21 protein-coding genes are annotated in these 21,806 nt (G+C 64.7%); 7 read left to right on the top strand and 14 right to left on the bottom strand.

Translation table 11 applies throughout. The annotated features are described in order from the left end of the window. Positions 1 to 158 precede the first annotated feature (158 nt). Entirely contained in the window at positions 159 to 1,079 is a 921-nt protein-coding gene (locus B9A23_RS12595) for a PEP-CTERM sorting domain-containing protein (RefSeq protein WP_084279412.1), read from the top strand. Positions 1,080 to 1,189: 110 nt separating this feature from the next. Here B9A23_RS12595 and B9A23_RS12590 read toward each other — a convergent pair whose 3' ends face one another. The 5 genes from B9A23_RS12590 to B9A23_RS12570 all read right to left on the bottom strand — a co-directional run bounded on the left by B9A23_RS12590 (position 1,190) and on the right by B9A23_RS12570 (position 3,667). Further along, entirely contained in the window at positions 1,190 to 1,375 is a 186-nt protein-coding gene (locus B9A23_RS12590; RefSeq protein WP_084279411.1) for a hypothetical protein, read from the bottom strand. Positions 1,376 to 1,440: 65 nt separating this feature from the next. Beyond that, positions 1,441 to 1,758, bottom strand: coding sequence for a DUF1294 domain-containing protein (locus B9A23_RS12585; protein WP_084279410.1), 318 nt, complete (start codon positions 1,756 to 1,758; stop codon positions 1,441 to 1,443). Continuing rightward, on the bottom strand, positions 1,739 to 2,020 hold the full coding sequence (locus B9A23_RS12580; protein ID WP_084279409.1) for a hypothetical protein: 282 nt from the start codon (positions 2,018 to 2,020) through the stop codon (positions 1,739 to 1,741). The genes B9A23_RS12585 and B9A23_RS12580 overlap by 20 nt, the downstream gene beginning before the upstream one ends. A 59-nt stretch (positions 2,021 to 2,079) precedes the next feature. Beyond that, a complete protein-coding gene (locus B9A23_RS12575) occupies positions 2,080 to 2,529 on the bottom strand; it encodes a hypothetical protein (RefSeq protein WP_139797449.1) in 450 nt (149 codons plus the stop codon). Between the two features lie 82 nt (positions 2,530 to 2,611). After that, positions 2,612 to 3,667: a ribonucleotide-diphosphate reductase subunit beta gene (locus B9A23_RS12570; RefSeq protein ID WP_084279407.1), complete on the bottom strand. Its 1,056-nt coding sequence runs from the start codon at positions 3,665 to 3,667 to the stop codon at positions 2,612 to 2,614. A gap of 497 nt (positions 3,668 to 4,164) precedes the next feature. Between B9A23_RS12570 and B9A23_RS12565 the strand changes: the two genes are divergently transcribed. Continuing rightward, positions 4,165 to 4,437: a DUF2171 domain-containing protein gene (locus tag B9A23_RS12565; protein ID WP_084279569.1), complete on the top strand. Its 273-nt coding sequence runs from the start codon at positions 4,165 to 4,167 to the stop codon at positions 4,435 to 4,437. A 278-nt stretch (positions 4,438 to 4,715) separates the two neighbouring features. Here the strand turns inward: B9A23_RS12565 and B9A23_RS12560 are convergent, their stop codons facing one another. The 3 genes from B9A23_RS12560 to B9A23_RS12550 all read right to left on the bottom strand — a co-directional run bounded on the left by B9A23_RS12560 (position 4,716) and on the right by B9A23_RS12550 (position 7,508). After that, on the bottom strand, positions 4,716 to 5,177 hold the full coding sequence (locus tag B9A23_RS12560; protein WP_254895097.1) for a PepSY domain-containing protein: 462 nt from the start codon (positions 5,175 to 5,177) through the stop codon (positions 4,716 to 4,718). A 69-nt stretch (positions 5,178 to 5,246) separates the two neighbouring features. Continuing rightward, positions 5,247 to 5,570, bottom strand: a complete 324-nt coding sequence (locus B9A23_RS12555) for a hypothetical protein (RefSeq protein ID WP_084279405.1) — start codon at positions 5,568 to 5,570, stop codon at positions 5,247 to 5,249. Between the two features lie 30 nt (positions 5,571 to 5,600). Further along, positions 5,601 to 7,508: a ribonucleoside-diphosphate reductase subunit alpha gene (locus B9A23_RS12550; RefSeq protein WP_254895109.1), complete on the bottom strand. Its 1,908-nt coding sequence runs from the start codon at positions 7,506 to 7,508 to the stop codon at positions 5,601 to 5,603. A gap of 588 nt (positions 7,509 to 8,096) precedes the next feature. Between B9A23_RS12550 and B9A23_RS12545 the strand changes: the two genes are divergently transcribed. Beyond that, the gene (locus B9A23_RS12545) at positions 8,097 to 8,345 is read left to right on the top strand and encodes a GlsB/YeaQ/YmgE family stress response membrane protein (RefSeq protein WP_084279403.1); all 249 of its coding nucleotides are present in this window, start codon (positions 8,097 to 8,099) and stop codon (positions 8,343 to 8,345) included. Between the two features lie 6 nt (positions 8,346 to 8,351). Here B9A23_RS12545 and B9A23_RS12540 read toward each other — a convergent pair whose 3' ends face one another. Further along, positions 8,352 to 9,860 (bottom strand): YifB family Mg chelatase-like AAA ATPase, encoded by a 1,509-nt coding sequence (locus B9A23_RS12540; protein ID WP_084279402.1) that lies wholly within the window; start codon positions 9,858 to 9,860, stop codon positions 8,352 to 8,354. 161 nt (positions 9,861 to 10,021) lie between these two features. Here B9A23_RS12540 and B9A23_RS12535 point away from each other — a divergent pair, with 161 nt between their 5' ends. Then, on the top strand, positions 10,022 to 10,720 hold the full coding sequence (locus B9A23_RS12535) for a hypothetical protein (protein ID WP_139797448.1): 699 nt from the start codon (positions 10,022 to 10,024) through the stop codon (positions 10,718 to 10,720). A 3-nt stretch (positions 10,721 to 10,723) separates the two neighbouring features. Here the strand turns inward: B9A23_RS12535 and polA are convergent, their stop codons facing one another. Further along, positions 10,724 to 13,561 (bottom strand): DNA polymerase I, encoded by a 2,838-nt coding sequence (polA, locus tag B9A23_RS12530; protein WP_084279401.1) that lies wholly within the window; start codon positions 13,559 to 13,561, stop codon positions 10,724 to 10,726. Positions 13,562 to 13,831: 270 nt separating this feature from the next. Here polA and B9A23_RS12525 point away from each other — a divergent pair, with 270 nt between their 5' ends. Continuing rightward, positions 13,832 to 14,029, top strand: a complete 198-nt coding sequence (locus B9A23_RS12525) for a hypothetical protein (protein WP_084279400.1) — start codon at positions 13,832 to 13,834, stop codon at positions 14,027 to 14,029. Between the two features lie 178 nt (positions 14,030 to 14,207). On the opposite strand, the gene B9A23_RS12520 is transcribed toward B9A23_RS12525, so the two are convergent. After that, the gene (locus tag B9A23_RS12520; protein ID WP_084279399.1) at positions 14,208 to 15,215 is read right to left on the bottom strand and encodes a serine hydrolase; all 1,008 of its coding nucleotides are present in this window, start codon (positions 15,213 to 15,215) and stop codon (positions 14,208 to 14,210) included. Between the two features lie 180 nt (positions 15,216 to 15,395). Between B9A23_RS12520 and B9A23_RS12515 the strand changes: the two genes are divergently transcribed. Both B9A23_RS12515 and B9A23_RS12510 read left to right on the top strand, forming a co-directional pair. Beyond that, positions 15,396 to 16,715, top strand: coding sequence for a phosphotransferase (locus B9A23_RS12515; RefSeq protein WP_084279398.1), 1,320 nt, complete (start codon positions 15,396 to 15,398; stop codon positions 16,713 to 16,715). Further along, positions 16,715 to 18,016, top strand: a complete 1,302-nt coding sequence (locus B9A23_RS12510) for an acyl-CoA dehydrogenase family protein (protein ID WP_084279568.1) — start codon at positions 16,715 to 16,717, stop codon at positions 18,014 to 18,016. The genes B9A23_RS12515 and B9A23_RS12510 overlap by 1 nt, the downstream gene beginning before the upstream one ends. Positions 18,017 to 18,023: 7 nt before the next feature. On the opposite strand, the gene B9A23_RS12505 is transcribed toward B9A23_RS12510, so the two are convergent. The 3 genes from B9A23_RS12505 to lnt all read right to left on the bottom strand — a co-directional run bounded on the left by B9A23_RS12505 (position 18,024) and on the right by lnt (position 21,650). Further along, positions 18,024 to 18,638, bottom strand: coding sequence for a lysozyme (locus B9A23_RS12505; protein ID WP_084279397.1), 615 nt, complete (start codon positions 18,636 to 18,638; stop codon positions 18,024 to 18,026). A 136-nt stretch (positions 18,639 to 18,774) separates the two neighbouring features. After that, the gene (metK, locus tag B9A23_RS12500) at positions 18,775 to 19,986 is read right to left on the bottom strand and encodes a methionine adenosyltransferase (RefSeq protein ID WP_084279396.1); all 1,212 of its coding nucleotides are present in this window, start codon (positions 19,984 to 19,986) and stop codon (positions 18,775 to 18,777) included. A gap of 71 nt (positions 19,987 to 20,057) precedes the next feature. Beyond that, positions 20,058 to 21,650 carry an apolipoprotein N-acyltransferase gene (lnt, locus tag B9A23_RS12495; RefSeq protein ID WP_084279395.1) on the bottom strand — a complete coding sequence of 531 codons (1,593 nt, stop codon included), beginning with the start codon at positions 21,648 to 21,650 and terminating at the stop codon, positions 20,058 to 20,060. Positions 21,651 to 21,806 lie beyond the last annotated feature (156 nt).

Here is a 21,806-nt window from a genome sequence, read left to right as displayed (position 1 = left end):
CGGTCCCGATTTCGGGCAGAATCCACCATTGCAGATGGGTTAACGGCATTGCCCTGTTGGGGTGCATCTGCGTTCTTCGACAAGTCAGGAAAGGCAAAGCTTCGCGTTAACCCGCAACTGCTAATGCGCTTTCCCAGGGAAGAACGAGAGCAAAGATCATGTCGGTTCGGATGGCATTGGCAAAACTGGCGGCAGCAGCAGCAGGTGGGGCGATGCTCGGCGGCGGCGCCGTACACGTGTCTGAAGCGCCCTCGAAGGGCGAAATCCATCACGTAAAGCCAGTGAAGGTCAAGAAGGCCAAGCGCGTGATCGCGCGGGCTCCGGCCAAGCGGCAGATCCATCGCGCCCGCCGCGTCGTCACCACCACGACCACGCGGACCTGCGAGCCGGCCCAGCAGATGGCGATGGTGCCGGTGCCCTACATGCCCCCCCTGCCCCCGCAGCCTGTGGGCGGTTCGGGCGGCGGCGTTCCGGTGGTGATCGGCGGCGGCGGCATCGGCGGTTTCGGTGGCGGATTCTTCGGCGGCTTCTTTGGCGGCAGCGGCGGCGGCAGCAGCGGTGGCAACATCGTCATTTCGTCGACCAGCACCGGCTCCACCTCCACCTCGGGCGGCTCCACGTCTTCGTCGGGTGGCTCCACCTCGAGCACCACAGGCGGCGTCTCGACCTCGACCGGCGGCGTCTCGACCTCGACTTCGACCTCGTCAGGCAATGTCTCCACTTCGAGCGGATCGGTGAGCACCTCGTCGGGCAACGTCAGCACGTCCTCGGGCAACGTCTCCACCTCGTCGGGTAACGTCAGCACCAGCTCATCTACGTCGACCTCGTCCGGCAACGTCAGCACCAGCTCGTCAACGTCGTCCTCGAGCAGCACCAGCAGCTCGACCTCGTCGTCGACCTCATCCTCGACGTCGTCGTCCACCTCATCTTCAACTTCGTCGAGCTCGAACGGCAGCACCTCGACCTCATCGACCAGCAGCGGCACCGAAGTGCCCGAACCGTCGATGGTGGTCCTGTTCGGCGCGGCCGCCGCGGCGCTTGTCGCCCGCCGGCGCTACGGCAAGCCGAAACAGGCCTGAAGCGAACCTCCACCGCGGCCGCCCGTCGGCTGCGGCACACGGGAAGGGCGGCGTCCGGGGGGAAGCCGCCCTTTTCTCATGCCTTGATAAGGTTCGGTGGGCCGAGGCCGTCAGTCGCAGCCGCCGTCGCCGCAATCGCCGCTGCCTGCATCGGTGGCCCACCACAGGCCGCCCGAACTGTCGCCCGTCGCTTCGCTGCGTCGCTCAGGCCCGCGCACCTGCGGCCGCAGCGCAAGCAGCGCCAGCCCCAGCACCACGACAACGATCACCAGGAATCCCCAGAACAGCGTCGGCATCGGCCCATACTCCCTCGGTCCCGGAGAGTGCGCCCAATGCTGTCGCGCGTCAAATGCGGAATGGATCAGCCATACATCATTCCGCCGACATGCCAGCCGATCGCACCACCGGCTGCCACGATCTGCAGGAAAGCGATGGTCTTGAGCTGGCCGACGAAGGGTTGCTTGCGCGTCTTGTGCCGGAAAACCCGCCGCGCGAGGAAGGCGCCGGGCGAGCCGCCAAGGAATGCCGCGGTCAGCAGGTTCGATTCGGGCGTACGCCAGCTGCCGCGCAGCGCCGCACGCTTGTCGAACCAGAATGCGGTGAAGGTGTGAAGGTTGATCAGCAGCAACCAGACGCCTGCAATCTTCGGCCAGGGCAGGTCAGCGAAAGCTTCCAGCATCAATTCCAACCTGGGCCTTGTCTACCATGTCCATGAAGTTGCGCGCCGCCTCGCGGTCCTCGGGCTCCTTGAACGCAACATCAAGATCGGGCGCGCTACCGAGCATGTGCAGCAGCGTCCACAGCCCGAAGCAGCGCGCGCGGTCCTTCTCCAGCCCGAGATCAACAAGCATCTTCTCCACCCCCGCTTCCATCGCGGCAGGCGTGACGGCGGCAAGATCGTCGGTGCCGAAATAGCGGCGAAGCTGGTCGTCGAGTTCCATGGGAGAGCTGATACAGCAATCGGAAATCGGGTCCAGCCTTGGGGTTGGTTGCAAGGCCGTCAGTCCAGCCTGGTGAGCCGCACCTTCAAGCTGCCGCTGACATTCCGCAGAATTCCCGATTCCAATGCGATGAGCAGCACTCCGCCGCCGCCCGTGCCAACAGGCTGAATCACGTTGAAGGTCTGGGTCCGCATCTCCTGGAAGTTCTCCCAGGCCTCCTGCGGGGTCGCCGCGCGAACGTGGCTGCCAAAGCGCTTGAAGCGAACCACGTCCGCCTGCTCGTTCCCTTCGAGTTCCCTCTGGCCGATCAGAAACCGATTTATCCAGCCCGTTTTTGGTGGATCAATGGCGCGCCAAGAAGTCCAGGCGCCATGATCTGGATCGGGCAGGGAAACCGCATATTCCCCCACATCCACCACCAAGGAGACGGCCAAGCGGTCGCCCTGCGGAGTGGCTTCCAGCAGGACTTCGGCGAACTTCGGTGACGAGCCGCCCTCAACATCGAGCATGTCGGGTTCGCCTTCTGGATTTGCAAAAGGATGCCAAGGCAACGGCATGGCCTGCCCCTGCCCTGGCATGCTTGTTCAAACCTTACTCCGCCGCGATTCCCGCAGCGCCGAACATGTCGATGTCCACCTCGACGGGCGCTTCGACGTTGGCTGCCGACTTCGCGGTGCGCCGCTTGTCGAAGCTCGACCACACCGTATTCCAGTCGCCCTTGGTGGCGGCCTTCGAATATTCCGTGGCGCGGGTTTCGAAGAAGTTGGCGTGTTCGACACCGTTGAGCAACGGAGCGAGCCAGGGCAGCGGGTGGTCTTCGATCATGTAGATTGCCGGCAGGCCGAGCTGGCTCAGGCGCCAGTCGGCGATGTAGCGGATGTAGCGCTTGATTTCCTTGGCGCTCATGCCGGGCACCGGCCCCTGTTCGAAGGCGAGATCGATGAAGGCGTCTTCGAGGCGCACCGTCTTCTGGCAGCAGTCGATGATGTCTTCCTTGACCGCACGGGTCAGGCAGCCGCGTTCCTTCACGAAAGCGTGGAACAGGCGGATGATGCCCTCGCAATGCAGCGATTCATCGCGGACCGACCACGAGACGATCTGGCCCATGCCCTTCATCTTGTTGAAGCGCGGGAAGTTCATCAGCATCGCGAACGAGGCGAAGAGCTGCAGCCCCTCGGTGAAGCCGCCGAACATGGCCAGCGTGCGGGCAATGTCCTCGTCGCTGTCGACGCCGAAGGTCTGCAGGTAATCGTGCTTGGCCTTCAGCTCCTCGTATTCGAGGAACATGCCGTATTCGCTCTCGGGCATGCCGATGGTATCGAGCAGGTGCGAATAGGCGGCGATGTGCACCGTCTCCATGTTGGAGAACGCGGCCAGCATCATCTTGATCTCGGTCGGCTTGAACACGCGGCCGTACTGCTCGTGGTAGCAGTTCTGCACTTCCACGTCGGCCTGGGTGAAGAAGCGGAAGATCTGCGTCAGCAGGTTGCGCTCATGCTCCGAAATCTTCTGCGCCCAGTCGCGGCAATCCTCGCCCAGCGGCACTTCTTCCGGCATCCAGTGGATCTGCTGCTGGCGCTTCCAGAATTCGTAGGCCCAGGGATATTCGAAGGGCTTGTAGGTCGGGCGGGCTTCAAGAAGGGGCATGGCGGTGTCCTGTGCTGATTCTGTCAATGTAAGGTCTGAAGCGGTCAGGCAAAAGCGCTGCACGGGCCTTTGCGGGGGATTGTGGCGGGGTTTTCCACGCCCATGAATCGTGTCCTTTGGGGCAGGAAACCTCGGCCTGGCGACAGGGGCCATCGGTCTGGCGCTCTGGCCGGTTTTGCAACGGAACGGCGGACGCGCGCCACGGTTGATGGGGCAAGAGCGCGCCAACCTGGACGCGCTCGGCAAACCACCGATTTTGCAGGAGAATTGCCATGGGCGAATATGAACCGAACGACTCGCGCAACATGACCGGAGCCAATACCGGGGAGCGTCAGCAGCAGCAGATGAACCAGTCGTCCGACAGCGGCATGCGCAGCCCCGGCGGCGCCGAACAGCAGGACGGCGGACAGCGCTGGAACGAAGGCAGCAGCGGCCAGCAGTCGCAGTTCGATCAACAGCAGGGCCAGATGGGCGGCAGCCAGGCCGGCGGCGAACAGATGGGCTACGGCAACAGTTCCGAAGGCGCCTCGGGCATCCGCGAGCACATGGAAGTGATCGGCGCCGATGGCGTCCATGTCGGCACGGTCGATGGTGTTGAAGGCGACCGGATCAAGCTGACCAAAAAGGATTCGGGCGCAGGCTTCGAAGGTGGAACCCATTCGGGCCACCATCATTACCTCTCCACTGGGCTCGTTGCCGAAATCGAGGGCGACAAGGTTCGTCTCTCGGCCAACGGCGACGTTGCATGGGGCATGCTCGAGGAAAAATAAGTCCGGAAAGGCTGCGAGGCATTCCCGCATTTCGGCCGGTACCCCGGCTCCGGACTGCCAGAACGTCCCGCCCCCTTCGGGACCAGGTCGTGCCACGCGACCGGAAAGCGCTCCGCCGAAAGGCGGGGCGTTTTTCTTGTTGGTTGGGTGTGCCTTCCGCATCCGCGGAAGGCTTGCGGTGCCGGCCCGCTCCCCCGGCCCGGCCACCCAGATCATACCTGCAAGGTAACCGGGCCGACGAAGCGCCCCGGCACCGCACGCAAAACTCGCGCTATTATCTACTTCCAGAACCAGCCGGGCTTGAGGCTGCGGTCCTTGCGGTTCTTCCACATCGAAAAGTACATCCACAGCCCGGAGATGCTGAAGAACAGCAGCGCCAGCCCGGTCATCAGCGAGATCGCAGTGCCTACGGGGCCGAATTCCTCGCCCGAATGCAAGTGGTGGAACCAGCCGACCAGCGACTTCACCCCGCCCGGAGCGGCCTTGGGACGACACATCATGGTCTCGGGGCAGACAAAGCCCTGCGGAACGGGTGGAGGCCCGGCCCGCTCGCCCGCAGGCCAGAGTGCGGTCACATGACTGGCGACGCCGGTGAAGGCCATCCAGATCATGAAGACTCCGAAGAACACCGTGATCCAGCGGTGCCACTTGCGCATGAAACGAACCCCTTTGATAATGCGAATTGATCGCAAGATTAGACAAAGCCGCCTTAGCGGGCCTGACCGGGATCGTGCAAGCACAAGTATTGTCGCGGATTTTCGCACGAGTGCGCCAGCCGCAAAGTGTCGCGGGGTGTAACGGGGCGGTCGTCACGAGCCGCCACCTTTCTGCAAGTCTTGGATGAACGCCCACGCCAGCCATGCAATGAAACCGACGACAGGCGCCCACATCCAAGTGAACAGAAAGATCTCAACAGCGCCGGGCCGCTGAAGCAGAAGGCCGCTATGGATGTATTCGTTGAAAACACCCGCCTTGCCGTGAAGCCCGTTGTGGTACCCGTACCGATCAGGGAAGCCGGTCTGGCTCTTTAGCCAAAGCCAGACAGCGATCCATGGCAGCATGTACAGGATAACGCGAAGCGTGCGCTTCCATTCACGCTTCCGTGGAGAATCTGTCTCTTCTGCGTCGGACATCCGCCACTCCGGCGAAAGGCCGACCCACCATCACTGGCAGGCCAGGCATTCCTCGTAATCGGTCGGGCCGGCCGACAGTTCGATCTTCGGGGCCTCGGCGGTGTTGTCCGCCTCGACGCCACCCGCAAAGCCTGCGCGCTGGACCGACTTCGACCGGAGGTAATACAAGCTCTTGATGCCCTTCTCCCATGCCTGGAAGTGGAGCATCATCAGGTCCCACTTATCCACATCGGCCGGGATATAGAGGTTGAGCGACTGCGCCTGGTCGATGAAGGGCGTGCGGTCTGCCGCGAATTCGAGCAGCCAGCGCTGGTCGATCTCGAAGCTGGTCTTGTAGATCGCCTTTTCTTCCGGGCTCAGGAAGTCGAGGTGCTGGACCGAACCGCCCTGCTCCAGGATCGAGTTCCACACATTGGTGGAGTCCTTGCTCTTTTCGGCAAGCAGCTTCTGCAGGTAAGGGTTCTTGACCACGAACGAACCCGACAGGGTCTTGTGCGTGTAGATGTTGGCCGGGATCGGTTCGATGCAGGCCGAGGTGCCGCCGCAGATGATCGAGATCGACGCGGTCGGCGCGATCGCCATCTTGCAGGAAAAGCGCTGCATCACGCCCATTTCCGCAGCATCCGGGCAGGCACCACGCTCTTGCGCCAGCAGGATCGAAGCCTCGTCAGCCTTGGCGGCGACGTGCTTGAACATCTTGAGGTTCCACGCCTTGGCCATCGCCGATTCAAACGCGATGCCCTTGAGCTGCAGGAACGAGTGGAAGCCCATCACGCCCATGCCGACCGAACGTTCGCGCATGGCCGAATACTTTGCGCGGTCCATCTCGCTCGGCGCGCGGTCGATGTAGTCCTGCAGCACGTTGTCGAGGAAGCGCAGCACGTCTTCGATGAAGCGCTTGTCGCCGTTCCACTCGTCCCAGGTTTCGAGGTTGAGCGACGACAGGCAGCACACCGCGGTGCGATCGTTGCCAAGGTGGTCACGCCCCGTGGGCAGGGTGATTTCAGAGCAGAGGTTCGAGGTCGAGACCTTGAGGCCCAGTTCGCGGTGATGCTTGGGCATCATGCGGTTCACCGTGTCGTTGAACACGATGTAGGGCTCGCCCGTGGCAAGGCGGGTTTCGACCAGCTTCTGGAACAGCGAACGCGCATCGACCGTGCTGCGGATCGAGCCATCCTTGGGGCTGCGCAGGTGGAATTCGGCGCCATCGCGCACGGCTTCCATGAACTCGTCGGTCAGCAGCACGCCGTGGTGCAGGTTCAATGCCTTGCGGTTGAAGTCGCCGCTCGGCTTGCGGATCTCGAGGAACTCCTCGATCTCGGGGTGCGAAACGTCGAGATAGCAGGCGGCCGAACCGCGGCGCAGCGAACCCTGGCTGATCGCCAGCGTCAACGAATCCATCACGCGGACGAAGGGGATGATGCCGCTGGTCTTGCCGTTGAGGCCGACACTCTCGCCGATGCCGCGCACCTTGCCCCAATAGGTGCCGATGCCGCCGCCGCGCGAGGCGAGCCAGACGTTCTCGTTCCAGGTGGCGACGATGCCTTCGAGGCTGTCATCCACCGAGTTCAGGTAGCACGAGATCGGCAGGCCGCGCCCGGTGCCGCCGTTCGAAAGCACGGGCGTTGCCGGCATGAACCACAGCTTCGAGATGTAGTCGTAGAGGCGCTGAGCGTGCTCCTGGTCGTCGGCATAGGCATCGGCCACGCGCGCGAACAGGTCCTGGTACTTCTCACCCGGCAGCAGATAGCGGTCGTCGAGCGTGTCCTTGCCGAAATCGGTCAGGCGCGCATCGCGGCTGTCGTCCGTCACGATGGTGAAGCGGCGCGGGTTGACCTTCTTGGAATCGCTGACCGGTGCGGCTGCGGCTGCGGCTGCCGCAACCGTGGCGGCCATGCCGGCGACCAGCGCTTCGCTGCCTGCATCCTTGGCGTTCATGTCGAGTGCCTTTGCATCACCGGCCGGGGCCGAGGCGTTTGCAAACGCCAGTTCATCCTGCGCAACCACGGAGCCGTCTCCAGTTCTGAAATCCACGTGCAACCCCCGTTCGTACGCCAGCGCAAGCACTGGGCGATCAACCAACACACGAATCGGGCCAGCGGCCCAATCCTACAGGAGACGGAACGAAAGTGGAACAAGCTGTTCCGCAGGCGCTCGGCTCCGAAATTTCCCGGTCACGGCCCCGATGCCCGGCGCGCAGGCAACGTATTGCCATCGCGCGCAAAACACGCCCAAGCGCTCTAAACTAGGTTTAGAGGTCCCCCTGAAGCCCGACCACAACCCATAGTGCCTCAACCTGAATCTGACACAAGAGGGTAATGGTCCCGATACAGACTCGGTTCGTCGCACATGCGATTCGATTCATCGCTGCAACCCCCATGTTGCAGTGCAGCGACGCGTGGGATTGCGGCACTTCAAGCGCCAATCAGGCCTTGCAGAAATTTTTTCGCGCAGGCCCACCAAATTGTGGACAAGAACGCGTCAACACACCCCATATGTGGTGTCCACAGGAATGGAGCGCAACCTTTGCGGAATTTGATCTCGATCCTCTTCACCGGTCTCGTCGTCGGCGTGCTGGCGCGATTCTTCTACCCCGGCGCGGTAGACCTCGGCCTGCTCAAGACGATTCTGCTCGGCGTCGGCGGCGCGCTCGTCGCCGGCCTGTTCGCCAGCTGGCGCTCGGGCGGGGCGTTCGGCGATGGCATCAACCGCGCAGGCTGCCTCGCCTCGGTCATCGGCGCGATGCTGCTCATCTTCCTGGGCCGCAACCTCTAGGCCACATCAGGCCCGGGGCGCGATCCGGCGATAGCTGAGCGCCTCGGCCACGTGGATGCGCCCCACCGTGTCCGCCCCTGCCACGTCGGCGATCGTCCGCGCCACGCGGAGCATCCGGGTATAGCTGCGCGCGGACAGCCGCATGGCTTCGGCCGCTTGCGCCAGAAGCTTGCGTCCCGGCTCGTCCGGGGTCGCATGAAGGTCGAGCAGATCGCCGTTCAGCTCGGCATTGCTGCGCGCGGCCGTCCCATCCAGCCGCGCCACCTGCACCGCCCGCGCCCGCGCCACGCGCGCGGCCACCTGGTCCGATCCTTCTGCGGGTGGTGGCAGGGCGAGATCGGCGGCGGAAACCGGATCGACCTCGACATGCAGGTCGATGCGGTCGAGCAGCGGGCCTGAAACCTTCGACTGGTAATCGCCAGCGCAGCGCGGCGCGCGGCTGCAACCCAGAGCCGGATCGCCCAGGTGCCCGCAACGGCACGGGTTCATCGCCGCCACCAGTTGCACCCGCGCCGGGAAGGTCACATGAGCATTGGCGCGCGCGACAGTCACCTCACCGGTCTCGAGCGGCTGGCGCAGCGAATCAAGCACGGCGCGCTGGAACTCGGGCAGTTCATCGAGGAACAGCACGCCCAGATGCGCAAGGCTGACCTCACCCGGCCGCACCTTCAGCCCACCCCCCGTAAGCGCGGCCATCGAAGCCGAATGGTGCGGGCTGCGGAACGGCCGCACCCGGCTGATCCGTCCATCCTCGAGCGTGCCGGCGACCGAAGCCACCATCGACACTTCCAGTGCCTCTGCCGGTGTCAGTTCAGGCAGGATGCCCGGCAGGCACGATGCCATCAGCGACTTGCCCGCACCCGGCGGCCCGATCATCAGCAGGTTGTGCCCCCCAGCCGCAGCGATCTCCAGCGCGCGCTTTGCCGTCTCCTGCCCTTTGACCTGCTTGAGATCCGCCATGCGCCGCGGGACCTCTGCCAGCCCTTGCGCCGGCTGCGGCAGGCGGTGCTGGCCCTTCAGGTGATTGAGCAGCCCGGTCAGGTCAGGGGCGGCAATCACGTCTATCCCGCTCGCCCAGCGTGCCTCAGGTCCTTGCGCGGCCGGGCAGATCAGGCCCTTGTCCTGGCCACTGGCATGAAGCGCCGCCAGCAGCACGCCGGGCGATGGCAACACCCGCCCGTCCAGCGCCAGCTCGCCCACCGCCACGTAGTCGGCGATCTGTTCAAGATCGACGACGCCCATCGCTGCCAGCAAGGCCAGCGCGATCGGCAGGTCATAGTGCGATCCTTCCTTGGGCAGATCGGCAGGCGACAGATTCACCGTGATCCGTTTAGGCGGCAGTGCCAGGCCAAGTGCCGACAGCGCCGAGGACACGCGTTCGCGGCTTTCACCCACCGCCTTGTCAGGCAGGCCGACGAGGCGGAATGCCGGCAAACCGGGCGCCACCTGGCACTGCACTTCCACCGCGCGCGCCTCCAGCCCAAGATAGGCCACTGTCGACACCAGCGCGACCATCCACCCTCCCCCTCATCCGCAATGCTACGTAGCCTAGCAGCGGACATGGCCTGGCGGCGGCGGGATGCGGCCATTTCCGAGGCATCGGCAGGACATGGTGAAGCGATCTTAACCGCATCCCTTGGCAATTCGGCAATTCACGCGCGCGGAGAAGGCAGATCATGTTCCGCCGCATTCTCCTGCCTGCGATCTGCGCCCTGTTCGCCTGCCAAGCGGCCTCGGCGCGCGAGGTGACGACACGCACCTGGACCGAGAACGGCGTTACCTGGACCGAAACCACCGTCGTCGAAGTCTATGAACCCGGCTCGGAACGCATCGCCGGCATTCCGCGCGCCGATGTGAAGGGGGTTGCCAGCTTCGGCCCCTTCGAAGTGCTCGATGGCACGCGCGCGGCGCTCGTGGCCGAAACCGACAGCTATTCACCGGCTGACTTCCAGAAGATGCTGCGGGCCTACCCAGGCATCCGCGTGCTCGAAATGCCCGATTGCCCGGGCACGATCGACGATCACGCAAACCTCCGCCTTGGCCGCATGATCCGCGCAAGGGGCTTGGCCACGCTGGTGCCCGAACACGGCTCGGTACGCTCGGGCGCGGTCGAACTGTTTCTTGCCGGGGCCAGCCGCAGCGCTGCGCCCGATGCCCAGTTCGTCGTCCATTCGTGGATCGATGATGAAGGCCACGAACCCGACGACTTCGCCGCTTCCGCTCCGGTCAACCGCGCCTACGTCGACTACTATCGAGAGATGGGCCTGGGGCCTGACAAGGCTTCGGCGTTTTACGCACTCACCAATTCGGTGCCGAACGATCAGGTCGTGACGCTCGGCACCGCCGATCTTGCCCGGTACGCAGCGCTCGACTGATCGTCAGTGCGCCGCGCCCCATGACAGGCCGGTGCCGATCTCGACGCCGAGCGGCACGCTGAGCTTCACTGCCGGTTCCGCCGACGTTGCCATCACCCGCTCGATCACTGGCCGTGCCTTTTCCACATCGCCTTCCGGCAGCTCGAACACGAGTTCGTCGTGGACCTGCAGCAGCATCTTCGCGTTGGGCAAGCCTGCTTCGGCCAGCGCGGGCATCATGCGGGCCATGGCGCGCTTGATGATATCGGCGCTGGTGCCCTGGATCGGGGCGTTGATCGCTGCGCGTTCGCTGCCCTGCCGTTCGGCCTGATTCTTCGAGCCAATGCGCGGGAACCAGGTCTTGCGGCCGAACAGCGTCTGCGAATACCCGCACTCGCGCACGCTCTCCAAAGTCTCGTGGATGTAGCGCTGGATGCCGGGGAATCGTTCGAAGTAGCGGTCGATCATCGCCTGCGCCTCGTCCGCGCTGACGCCCAGCCGCCCGCCAAGGCCCCAGCGGCTGATGCCGTAGAGGATCGCGAAGTTGATTGTCTTGGCGCGGCCGCGCGTATCGCGGTCAACCGTGCCGAACATTTCCATCGCGGTGCGTGCGTGGATGTCCTCGCCAGCTGCGAAGGCCTCCTTCAGCGCAGGCACATCGGCCATGTGTGCGGCAAGCCGCAGTTCGATCTGGCTGTAGTCCGCCGCCAGTAGCACATTGCCCGGCTCGGCCACGAAGGCATCGCGGATCTGACGGCCGATCTCGGTGCGGATCGGAATGTTCTGCAAGTTGGGCTCGTTCGACGAAAGCCGCCCGGTCTGCGCCCCAACCAGTGAGTAGCTGGTGTGCACGCGGCCAGTGTCCGGGTTGATCGCGGCCTGCAGCGCATCGGTATAGGTCGACTTGAGCTTTGACAGCTGCCGCCATTCCAGCACCAGGGTCGCCACTTCGGCTCCTTGCCCGGCCAGTCCTTCCAGCACCGACTGGTCGGTCGAATACTGCCCGGTCTTGCCCTTCTTTCCGCCCTTGTAGCCAAGCTTGTCGAACAGGATTTCGCCCAACTGCTTGGGGCTGCCGATGGTGAAGCTCTGTCCGCACTTCTCGAAGATCACGCTTTCAAGGCGGGCGATCTGCGCCGCAAACTCGGTGGAGAGACCCGAGAGCCGCTCGCGGTCCACCTTGATGCCGTTGCGCTCCATCATGGCCACGACCGGCACCAGCGGACGATCGACCTTCTGGTAGATGCGCATCCCCGCCTCGTCGACCAGCCGCGGCTGGAACAGCCGGTGCAGACGCCAGGTCACGTCGGCATCCTCCGCGGCATAGCGCGTCGCGTCGGCCAGTGGCACTTCGGCGAACGAGATCGCCTTCTTGCCGGTGCCGCACAGGTCCTTGAACTTCATCGTGCTGTGCAGCAGGTGCCGCTCGGCCAGTTCGTCCATGCCGTGGCCGGCAAGGCCGGTTTCGCTGCGCCCGGCATCGAGGCAGAAGCTCATGACCATCGTATCGTCGATCGGCGCCACATGGATACCGTGGCGGGCGAGGATGTTGAGGTCGTACTTGATGTTCTGGCCGACCTTCAGCACCGCATCGCTTTCCAGCAGCGGCTTGAGGGCAGCCAGTGCCTCGGCGCGGTCAACCTGCACCGGCTTTTCGGCGAACATGTCCGCCCCGCCATGGCCCAGGGGAATATAGCATGCGTCATTCGGCCCGAGCGCCAGGCTCACGCCGACCAGATCGGCGCGCATTGCATCAAGCGCGCTCGTCTCGGTATCGATCGCCACCACCCGCGCGTCGAACGCCCGCGCAACCCATTGCTGCAACTCCCCGATCGACTGGACGCAGGCATAAGCGCCAAGATCCAGTGCGGGCCAATTCGGCAATGGCTGGCGATTGCCGGCCGGCGCTGCCGGCGCCGCCTTGTTGTCCGGCTTGGCCGGGTTCAGCTGGGTCTTGGGGCCGGGGCTGCCCTTGCCGTCGTCAAGGCGGCGCAGCAAGCTGGTAAAGCCGTGTTCTTCCAGAAACGCCGCCAGTGGTTCGCGCGGGATCTGGCCCAGCGCGAAGTCCTCGATCGGGATCGGCAGCTCGCAATCTTCCTTGAGCTGCACCAGCACGCGCGAAAGCCGGGCCATGTCGGCCTGTTCGATCAGGCTCTCGCGCAGCTTGCTCGCCTTCATCGTTGGCGCTGCGGCCAGCGCCGATTCGAGATCGCCATGTTCCTGGATCAGCTTCGTGGCCGTCTTGGGGCCAATGCCGCGAATGCCTGGCACGTTGTCGACCGAATCGCCCATCAGCGCCAGCACATCGCCGACCTTCTCGGGCGGCACGCCGAACTTCTCGACCACTTCGGGAATGTCGATACGCTGGTTCTTCATCGTGTCGAGCATGTCGATGCAGCCACCGCCCGTGGCGCAGCGGCCCACCAGCTGCATCAGGTCCTTGTCGGACGATACGATGGTCACGTCCCAGCCCTGAAGCGTCGCGGCGCGCGCATAGGACGCAATCAGGTCGTCGGCCTCCAGCGCGTCTTCCTCGATGCAGGCGAGGCTGAACGCCCGCGTCGCATCGCGGATAAGCGGGAACTGCGGCACGAGGTCTTCGGGCGGCGGCGGACGGTTCGCCTTGTACTGGTCGTAAAGATCGTTGCGGAACGACGTGCCCGCCTTGTCGAGAATCACTGCAAGGTGCGTCGGACCATCGGCCTTGTGCAGGTCCTCGGCCAGCTTCCACAGCATGGTGGTATAGCCATAGACCGCGCCTACGGGCACTCCGGCGGGATTCGTCAGAGGTGGCAGGCGGTGATAGGCACGGAATATGTAGGCCGATCCGTCGACCAGATAGAGATGCTGCTTTTCGCTCATGACGGGGTGTTAGCAGGGCATTGGGTCTGCGTCATCGGGTTGCTTCCGCAACTTTATGACGCATGTGCACAACGTCAAAAGCCCCGGAAATCCGGCAGAAAAAAGGCAAGCCCACCCGCGCACTAGGCAGTATGAGACAGAATGCATACGTCTTGTGCTTGCAACGCGATGAATTGCCGATTAATTGGGTCGCGAAGTCTACCGCTTGAGTAGGCTTTGCGGCGGGCTGCTTGCCCGGCGCTGTTCACTTCAATCCAGGGATTGTAACGCATGCGCAAGCTCATCCTCGCCGCTGTCGCCGGCACCGCTTTTGCCCTCGCTGGCTGCTCGGAAAAGCCGGCTGAAGAAGCCACCGAAGCTGCAATGGAAGCAACTGAAGCTGCTATGGACGCTTCGGGCGCCGCTGCTGACGCTTCGGGCGCCGCTTCGGAAGCCGCTGCTGACGCGAGCGAAGCTGCAGCGATGTAATTCCCGCCCGCAAGGGCAGGTTACACCGATAGAAGGGCGTGGTCTTCGGACCGCGCCCTTTTTCGTTGCTCCGGATAAACGCAGGGCCTGTCAAAACCGCAGACGCAGAAGAGCGCACGACCAGAAGCCGCGCGCCCTGCACTCAGATTACCGGAACGAGGTCAGGCCAGCGGCCGCTTCAGCGGCGCACGAGGTCCTGCGTGTTGCGCGCCAGCGGCACGCTGTAACCATCGTAGATCGCCCGCGTCATCCGTGCGATCAGCCCGGCGTGGGCAGCGTGTCCCTCGGGCCCGGTCACGAAGAACACCAGCGCCAGGTGGCGCCCGTCGGGCAGGCGCACGATACCGACATCGTCGGTCACGCCCGAAAGCGTCCCCGTCTTGTGGGCCACCAGCGTGCCCTCGGGCAGGCCTGCGCGAATGCGGGTCTTGCCGGTGCTGGTGCGGGTCATCGTGTCGAGCAGCACGGCGCGGCTTTCAGGGCTCATCACGTTGCCGCGATCGATCGCGGCGAGCAGCGCGACCATCGCCCGCGGCGTGCTCGACGTGCGGGTATCGATCACGCGCGCGGGATCGACCTTGCCGTCGTCGCGCACCAGTGTCGCCATGGTATGGTCAAGCCGTTGCCCGGTGATGCCGTTACGCGTCAGCCAGCGGTTGACGTTCTGCACGCCGCCCACGGCCGTGATCAGCCCATCGGTCGCCTCGTTGTGGCTGCGGGTGATCATCAGTTCCATCAGGCTCTGCGCGGTCATCACCGTGCCGGCGCGCAGCGGCGCCTCGGGGCTGGGCGCACCACGCTCGGCCACGCGCACCATCATCGGGAATTGCTGGTCGAGCCGGTAGGCGCCCTTTTCGACCTGTTCGAGGAACGTGGCGGCAACGGCGATCTTGGCGGTGCTGGCCATCGGGAAGGGCATGTCGCCATTCACGAAGATCTGCCCGCCCCCGTCGAGGTCCATCGCGGCAACACCGATCCTGCCGCGCCCTTCAGCAGCGATAGCCGCAACCTGCTGCTGGATCGCCTGATCGCGCTGGTCCTGCAGCGAAACCGTCGCCCGGCTTTGCACCTGCGGAACGGTCGCGACCAGCGCGGGTGCCGCAGTGAGCAGTGCAGCGATGATTCTTGCCGAACGGAACTTCATGCCGACCCCTATATCCCATCCCGGTTTATGTCGCTTTAACATGAGTAACGCATTGCGATTGGTAGGCAAAGTGCCCGCCGGAACATCTCGGCGCAGGTTTTGCGCAGATTGACCCGTCTGCGGGAACCTATTTCCATCCGCCATTTCCCGCTGGACTTTAATCGATCGGTTAAGGATAGTCGCATACGAGGCGGCAGGCATGGCCGCCCGCATGGAGAGGCGATGGAACAGCAGCTCGCAGCCGTCATGGCCCGCGCCGGCCATCCGGGTCAGGTCGGTGGCCTGCAGCGCCTGTCGGGCGGCGCGAACATGGAATCGTGGGTCTTCGTCTGCGGCGAACACCGCTTCGTCCTGCGCCGCGCGCCCTCTGCCGAATGGATCGCCGCGCGCCCGCTCGACATGGCCGGCGAGGCTGAGCTGATCCGCCGCGCCCATGCCGCCGCAATCGCCGCCCCCGAAGTCATTGCCGACCTCTCGCCCGAAGACGGCCTTGGCATCGGCTTCATCATGCGCTGCCTGCCCGGCACGGCCGAGCCCGAGAACGCCTTGGCCTCATCCCCTGCCCTCGCCGACGATCTGGCCCGCGCCCTTGCCGGCATTCACCGTCTCGATCCCGCATCGCTCGCCTTCCTGCCGAGGCTCGAACCCGCAGCAGGGGTCGAGAATCTCGCCCTGCAGTTCGCGCAAGCCGGTGCAGACCGCCCGATCATCGCGCTCGGGCTGGCGTGGCTCCGCGCCAACCTGCCCCCACCTGCCGAACCCGTCGTCGTCCACGGCGATTTCCGCATCGGCAATGTCATGGTGGACCAGGGCCGCCTGTCCGGCGTGCTGGATTGGGAACTGGCCCACCTGGGCGACGGGCACGAGGATCTCGCCTATAGCTGCATGACCGTGTGGCGCTTTGGCAGGCTCGACCAGCCCGCCTTCGGCCTCACCGACATCGCCAGTCTTGCCGCCGCCTACGAAGCTGCCGGCGGCGAACGCTTCGATCCGGCACGCTTCCGTTTCTGGCTGGTGTACCGCACGGTGTGGTGGGCGCTTGGTTGCCTGTCGATGGGCCAGTCATGGCGCAGCGGCACTGATCGTTCGCTGGAGCGGGTCGTCGTCGCCCGTCGCTGCGCCGAACAGGAACTGGACCTTCTTCTCCTGCTCGAAAGCGAGGCCCCACAGGCAGAGCGGGACCGCGCGCTTCCTGCCGGAACGCTGCCACCTGCACCGCAATTGGGCGAACCCACGGCGGCCGAAATCCTCACCGCCGTGTCCGAATGGCTGGCCGCCACGGTCAAGGACAAGCTTTCCGGGCGCGAACGCTGGGAACTGGCCGTCGCCCAGAACGCGCTCGGCATCGTCCGTCGCGAACTCGCCCACCGCCCTTCCCCGGCAGACCACTTGCTCGCGCAGGACATCCTCGCAGGTCGCCAGACCCTCTCCACGCCGGGCCTTCTCGCTTCCTTGCGCGCTCGTGCCCTCGCCACCCTTGCCACCGACATGCCCAAATACCCGGCGCTCGCCGCCGCCACCAAGCTATGGGAGCACCGTTGATGGACTTCGACCTTCCGCAAGACCTCGTCGCCTACCTCGCCGAACTCGATGCCTTCATCGAGGCCGAGATCAAGCCGCTCGAACAGGCCGACGACAATATCCGCTTCTTCGACCACCGTCGCGAATGGGCGCGCACCGATTTCGACAACGGCGGCCTGCCACGCCACGAATGGGAAGCGCTGCTGGTCGAAGCCACCCGCCGTGCCGACGCCGCCGGCCACTGGCGGTTCTCCGCGCCCAAGAAGTATGGCGGCAAGGATGGCAAGAACCTGTGGATGGCGGTGATCCGCGATCACTTCGCGGCCAAGGGCCTCGGCCTCCATAACGACCTGCAGAACGAACACTCGATCGTCGGCAACTTCCCGTTCGTGAACATGTTCGAACACTTCGGCACGCCTGAACAGCAACGAGAATTCATCGAGGGCGGCTTTGCCCGCACCCGTCGCACCGCCTTCGGCCTGACCGAGCCCAACCACGGCTCCGATGCCACCCACATGGAAACGCGCGCCGTGCCCGAAGTGCGCGATGGCGTGGCGGGCTGGCGCATCGATGGCGAGAAGATGTGGACCACCGGCATGCACGTCGCCACGCACTGCGCCACTTTCGCCCGCACCGGCGGCGAACCAGGCGACGCGCGGGGCATTACCTGCTTCCTTGTCCCGAACCCCACGGAAGGCCTCGTCATCGAGGAGTACCTGTGGACCTTCAACATGCCGACCGATCACCCGCGAGTTTCGTTCACCAATGTCTGGGTGCCCGAAGCTGCGATTCTCGGACCCATCGGCGGCGGCCTCGCCATCGCGCAGAGCTTCGTCCACCAGAACCGCATTCGCCAGGCCGCGTCCTCGCTTGGCGCGGCCACCTTCTGCATCGAGGAATCGGTGCGCTATGCGCGCGAGCGCAAGCCCTTTGGCGAGGAACTGGCGCGCAATCAGGCGATCCAGTTCCCGCTCGTGGACCTTGCCACGCAGTGCGAGATGCTGCGCCTGCTGATCCGCAAGACGGCCTGGGACATGGACCGCCTTGAAGCCGAGGATGGCGGGCACAAGCGCATCGAGCGCGAACTGTCCGACAAGGTCTCTATGTGCAACTACTGGGCCAACCGCCTCGTCTGCGAAGCTGCCGACCGGGCGATGCAGGTCCATGGCGGCATCGGCTATTCGCGGCACAAGCCGTTCGAACACATCTTTCGCCACCACCGCCGCTACCGCATCACCGAGGGCGCGGAAGAGATCCAGATGCGGAAAGTGGGCGCCTTCCTGTTCGGCTACCTCGGACCAAGGAAGGGCATGTTCGGCTGAGCACCGGTCAGTCGAACAGGCGGTCGAACCAGGTCTGCCTTGCAGATACTGGCGCGGGCGAGGCTTGTGCATTGTCCGCAAACAACCCTTCGACCAGCGCGCGAACCTGCGCGCGCTGGCCGCGTGCCGGCTGGTAGGAAGGCTTGGCCACGCCATGGACCAGCGTAGTGCCATCCCCGCTCCACTTGCTGTCGAAGAACAGCGCCTGCTCCTTGCGCCGCCGCTCCAGCACTTCCCTGGGCCGCGCCCATTCCATCATGGAGGCGCGGGCACCGGCAATGTCGCCCTTCACGAAGCGGCCGATCCAGCTTGCCCGGGCAATCGCGCCGGTGTTCCAGTGAAACGATAGCGCCGCACCCAATTGCGCCTCGCTCGGATCGTGGGGACCGAATGCGGCCAGAACGGGCGGCAGGTACTTTTCGCGCAGCAGCCACAGATACACGCCGATGCAGTGTTCAAGCGGCTGCGGCTTGTCCTTGTAGCGCGGGAAGACCTTGTGCCCGCTCGCGTCGGTAATCCCCACGCTCCAGGTCCATACCCCCACGCTATCCTTGTAGGCCTCGGTCACGATCCCTTCGTGGGCGATCAGTTCAAGCGCGATACGGGGGGTAAGCTCTCGCATGGGTCCGGCTCCGTTCGAAAAGCCAGAGTCGTGCAAAAGTCGCACGATGTAGGAAAGCGCAGATGAAACCCATCAAGCAAAACGGCCCGCCTCCCTTCCGGGAAGCGGGCCGCAGTTGTCTCGGCAGTCGCTGGACTCAGGCAAAAGCCGCCTTGAGGTCGTCGACCAGATCGGTGCGCTCCCAAGGGAAGAAGTCGCCTTCCGGCTTGCGCCCGAAGTGGCCATAAGCCGCAGTCGGCTGGTAGATCGGCTTGTTCAGGCCCAGATGCGTGCGGATCGAACGCGGGGTGAGGCCGCCCAGCTTGGCAATGCCCAGGATCGCCTGCTCGATCTTGTCGTCGCCTACGGTGCTGGTGTCATGCGTGTCGACATAGAGCGACAGCGGCTTTGAAACACCGATGGCATAGGCGATCTGGATCGTGCAGCGCGTGGCAAGGCCGGCAGCGACCACGTTCTTGGCAAGGTAGCGGGTGATGTAGGCGGCCGAACGGTCAACCTTCGTCGGGTCCTTGCCCGAGAATGCGCCGCCGCCGTGCGGAGCCGCGCCGCCGTAAGTGTCGACGATGATCTTGCGCCCGGTCAGGCCGGCATCACCGTCAGGGCCGCCGATCTCGAAGCTGCCGGTCGGGTTGATGAAGTATTCCGTCTCGCGCAACAGCACCGGCGGGATCACGTCGGCGATCACGCCCTTCACGTAGGCTTCAAGCTCGGCCTGCTTGGCAGGATCGTTCTCGTCGTAGCCCGCCTTGTGCTGGGTGGAGACGACGATCGCGGTTGCGGCAACCGGCAGCGAGCCTTCGTAGCGCAGCGTGACCTGGCTCTTGGCGTCGGGCTCGAGGAAAGGCGCCGCACCCGAATGGCGGTCGGCAGCCATGCGCTCGAGGATCTTGTGGCTGTAATAAAGCGTTGCCGGCATCAGGCCGGGGGTCTCATCGGTCGCATAACCGAACATGATACCCTGGTCGCCTGCGCCTTCATCCTTGTTCTCGCCGGCATCGACGCCCTGCGCGATGTGCGCAGACTGGCCGTGAAGGCGGTTGATGAACTCGAACTTTTCCCAGTGGAAGCCGTCCTGGGCATAGCCGATCCGCTTGACCGTATCGCGCACCGCCTGCTCGATCTCTTCCTGCGCGCCCGGCGCCCATTGCCCATTCTCGTACACGCCCTTGCAGCGGATTTCGCCGGCCAGCACCACGAGCTGCGTGGTCGTCAGCGTCTCGCAAGCGATGCGTGCTTCGGGATCCTTCGACAGGAACAGGTCGACGATGGCGTCGCTGATCTGGTCCGACACCTTGTCGGGGTGGCCTTCGGAAACGCTTTCGGACGTGAACAGATAGTCGGTGCGCATGAGAAATCCTATGCTGATGCCGCCCAGCGGCTGGGCGCGCGATATAAAGAAAGCTTTATGTGCGCTCCCGATTAGCGCTTCCGCGCTGCGCTGGCAACCAGCGCCACGCAAAGAAGAACTGCAGCCCAGACAAGCGCCAGCATGTTGCCCGTGCGCGCAAACAGCGTCGGCTTGTGTGCAGGCGGCACCAGCGCATCGATCCGCCCGCGCTTCTGGCTGGCAAGATACTGGCGCACCACGCCATCGGCATCGATCACCGCACTGATACCGGTGGTCGTCGCGCGCAACACCGGCAACCCTTCCTCGATCGCCCGCATCCGCGCCTGCGCCAGATGCTGGGGCGGCCCCCAGGCACCGAACCAGCCGTCGTTGGTGGGGTTGAACAGGTAGTCAGGCCGATTGGCGCGATCGGCCACCTGTCCTGAAAAGATGATCTCGTAGCAGATCTGGAAGCCCGCCTTGCCGTAAGGCCCGAAGTCCGATGTGCGCGGACCGGGACCTGCCAGAAAGTCGATGCTGCCCGCCACCAGCCGCGAAAGGCCGAGCGGCTCCAGGATCTCGCGCATCGGCAGGTATTCGCCATAGGGCACGAGATGGGCCTTGGCGTAGGAGCCGCGGATCGCGCCGGTGGAATCGAGCGCCGTCACCACATTCCAGGCGCCCGCAACCTTGCCGCGCCGCACCTCTAGATCGGTGGTACCGGTCAGCAGCAGGCTGCCCGCCCCGATCGTCCGCCCGATCCGCGTCCGCGCCGCCACCGGGTCACCGGCAAAGGTCGTCTCGTCGTACCAGAACTGCGCGTAGCCGGAGCGAAGGAAATCGGGCACGCCGCTTTCCGGCCAGAGCACCAGCCGGCGTTCTCCGGGCTTGCGCGCCAGCGAGAGCGCGGCCGTTGTGCGGAACTGGTTCTCGAAGTTGGCTGGATCGTTCAGCAATTCCTGCCGCACATCGGGCTGGACCAGCGTGAAAGGCAAGGTCCCCTCGCGCCGCTCGCCATGCAGTGGCAGGAGAAAAAGGGCGACCGGGCCAAGCACATAGGCGGATGCCGCAGCACGGTTTCCCTGCCGCCACGCGCGCAGTCCGAACAGCCACCAGCCAGCGAGCAGCACAACCAGCCCGGACAAGGCGTAAGTCCCTGTAAACTGCGACAAGAGCGCCAGTCCCGGTCGCTCGAAACCGCCCAGCGTCACCATCGCCAGCGGATTCCAGGCAAAGCCGGTAAACACCCACGACCGCAGCCACTCCGACACGATCCACGTCGCGGCAAAGGCGGGGAGCAGCATGGCGCGGCGGGTCTTCGCCAGCCACCAGCCCGTCACCGCGCCAAGTGCCGGAAAAACCGCGAGATATAGCGCCAGCAGCACGACCGCAATCCAGCCCAGCCAGGCCGGCATTTCCGCCTGATACGTAAAGGCCGTAGCTATCCAGCCATTGCCCACGGTGAAATGCCCGACGCCGAACAGCCAGCCGGCAAAAAACGCCTGCGGCCAGGACTTTACCGCGTAAAGCCGGTGTATCAGCCAGGCCATGCCGAGCAGAGTCAGCGGCCAGGCGCCCAAGGGCTGGAACCCGCAGGCCGCGATGCCGCCAGCGGCAAGGGTCAGGACGGATTCGCGGGAGGGCAGACGCGGGGTGTAGCGAGGGGATAAGCGGGAGGCTTTCATGCCCTCCTGCTATGGGGCTGGCCGAACCATGCCGCAACCCTTGTGACTGCCGGCCAAGGCACGGTGAAACCCGGTGCAGACCTGTGCCCGACCTACCCCGCACCTACCTTTCACCTTCAGGACCTGTACCGGACAGCAAAAACCCTCCCGCATGGG

The sequence above is a fragment of the Novosphingobium sp. B1 genome, from assembly GCF_900176395.1.
Lineage (GTDB): Bacteria > Pseudomonadota > Alphaproteobacteria > Sphingomonadales > Sphingomonadaceae > Novosphingobium.
This window is presented reverse-complemented; position numbering and strand designations above follow the sequence as displayed.

Excerpts from the sequence above, each read along its gene's own strand:
- metK (WP_084279396.1), bottom strand. The coding sequence starts at position 19,986 with ATGCGCACCGACTATCTGTTCACGTCCGAAAGCGTTTCCGAAGGCCAC.
- B9A23_RS12540 (WP_084279402.1), bottom strand. The coding sequence starts at position 9,860 with ATGGTCGCGCTGGTGTCGACAGTGGCCTATCTTGGGCTGGAGGCGCGC.
- lnt (WP_084279395.1), bottom strand. The coding sequence starts at position 21,650 with ATGAAAGCCTCCCGCTTATCCCCTCGCTACACCCCGCGTCTGCCCTCC.
- B9A23_RS12550 (WP_254895109.1), bottom strand. The coding sequence starts at position 7,508 with ATGAACGCCAAGGATGCAGGCAGCGAAGCGCTGGTCGCCGGCATGGCC.
- B9A23_RS12580 (WP_084279409.1), bottom strand. The coding sequence starts at position 2,020 with ATGGAACTCGACGACCAGCTTCGCCGCTATTTCGGCACCGACGATCTT.
- B9A23_RS12515 (WP_084279398.1), top strand. The coding sequence starts at position 15,396 with ATGGAACAGCAGCTCGCAGCCGTCATGGCCCGCGCCGGCCATCCGGGT.
- B9A23_RS12565 (WP_084279569.1), top strand. The coding sequence starts at position 4,165 with ATGGGCTACGGCAACAGTTCCGAAGGCGCCTCGGGCATCCGCGAGCAC.
- B9A23_RS12555 (WP_084279405.1), bottom strand. The coding sequence starts at position 5,570 with ATGTCCGACGCAGAAGAGACAGATTCTCCACGGAAGCGTGAATGGAAG.
- B9A23_RS12595 (WP_084279412.1), top strand. The coding sequence starts at position 159 with ATGTCGGTTCGGATGGCATTGGCAAAACTGGCGGCAGCAGCAGCAGGT.
- B9A23_RS12525 (WP_084279400.1), top strand. The coding sequence starts at position 13,832 with ATGCGCAAGCTCATCCTCGCCGCTGTCGCCGGCACCGCTTTTGCCCTC.
- B9A23_RS12535 (WP_139797448.1), top strand. The coding sequence starts at position 10,022 with ATGTTCCGCCGCATTCTCCTGCCTGCGATCTGCGCCCTGTTCGCCTGC.
- B9A23_RS12510 (WP_084279568.1), top strand. The coding sequence starts at position 16,715 with ATGGACTTCGACCTTCCGCAAGACCTCGTCGCCTACCTCGCCGAACTC.
- B9A23_RS12575 (WP_139797449.1), bottom strand. The coding sequence starts at position 2,529 with ATGCTCGATGTTGAGGGCGGCTCGTCACCGAAGTTCGCCGAAGTCCTG.
- B9A23_RS12505 (WP_084279397.1), bottom strand. The coding sequence starts at position 18,638 with ATGCGAGAGCTTACCCCCCGTATCGCGCTTGAACTGATCGCCCACGAA.
- B9A23_RS12585 (WP_084279410.1), bottom strand. The coding sequence starts at position 1,758 with ATGCTGGAAGCTTTCGCTGACCTGCCCTGGCCGAAGATTGCAGGCGTC.
- B9A23_RS12570 (WP_084279407.1), bottom strand. The coding sequence starts at position 3,667 with ATGCCCCTTCTTGAAGCCCGCCCGACCTACAAGCCCTTCGAATATCCC.
- B9A23_RS12590 (WP_084279411.1), bottom strand. The coding sequence starts at position 1,375 with ATGCCGACGCTGTTCTGGGGATTCCTGGTGATCGTTGTCGTGGTGCTG.
- B9A23_RS12520 (WP_084279399.1), bottom strand. The coding sequence starts at position 15,215 with ATGTTAAAGCGACATAAACCGGGATGGGATATAGGGGTCGGCATGAAG.
- polA (WP_084279401.1), bottom strand. The coding sequence starts at position 13,561 with ATGAGCGAAAAGCAGCATCTCTATCTGGTCGACGGATCGGCCTACATA.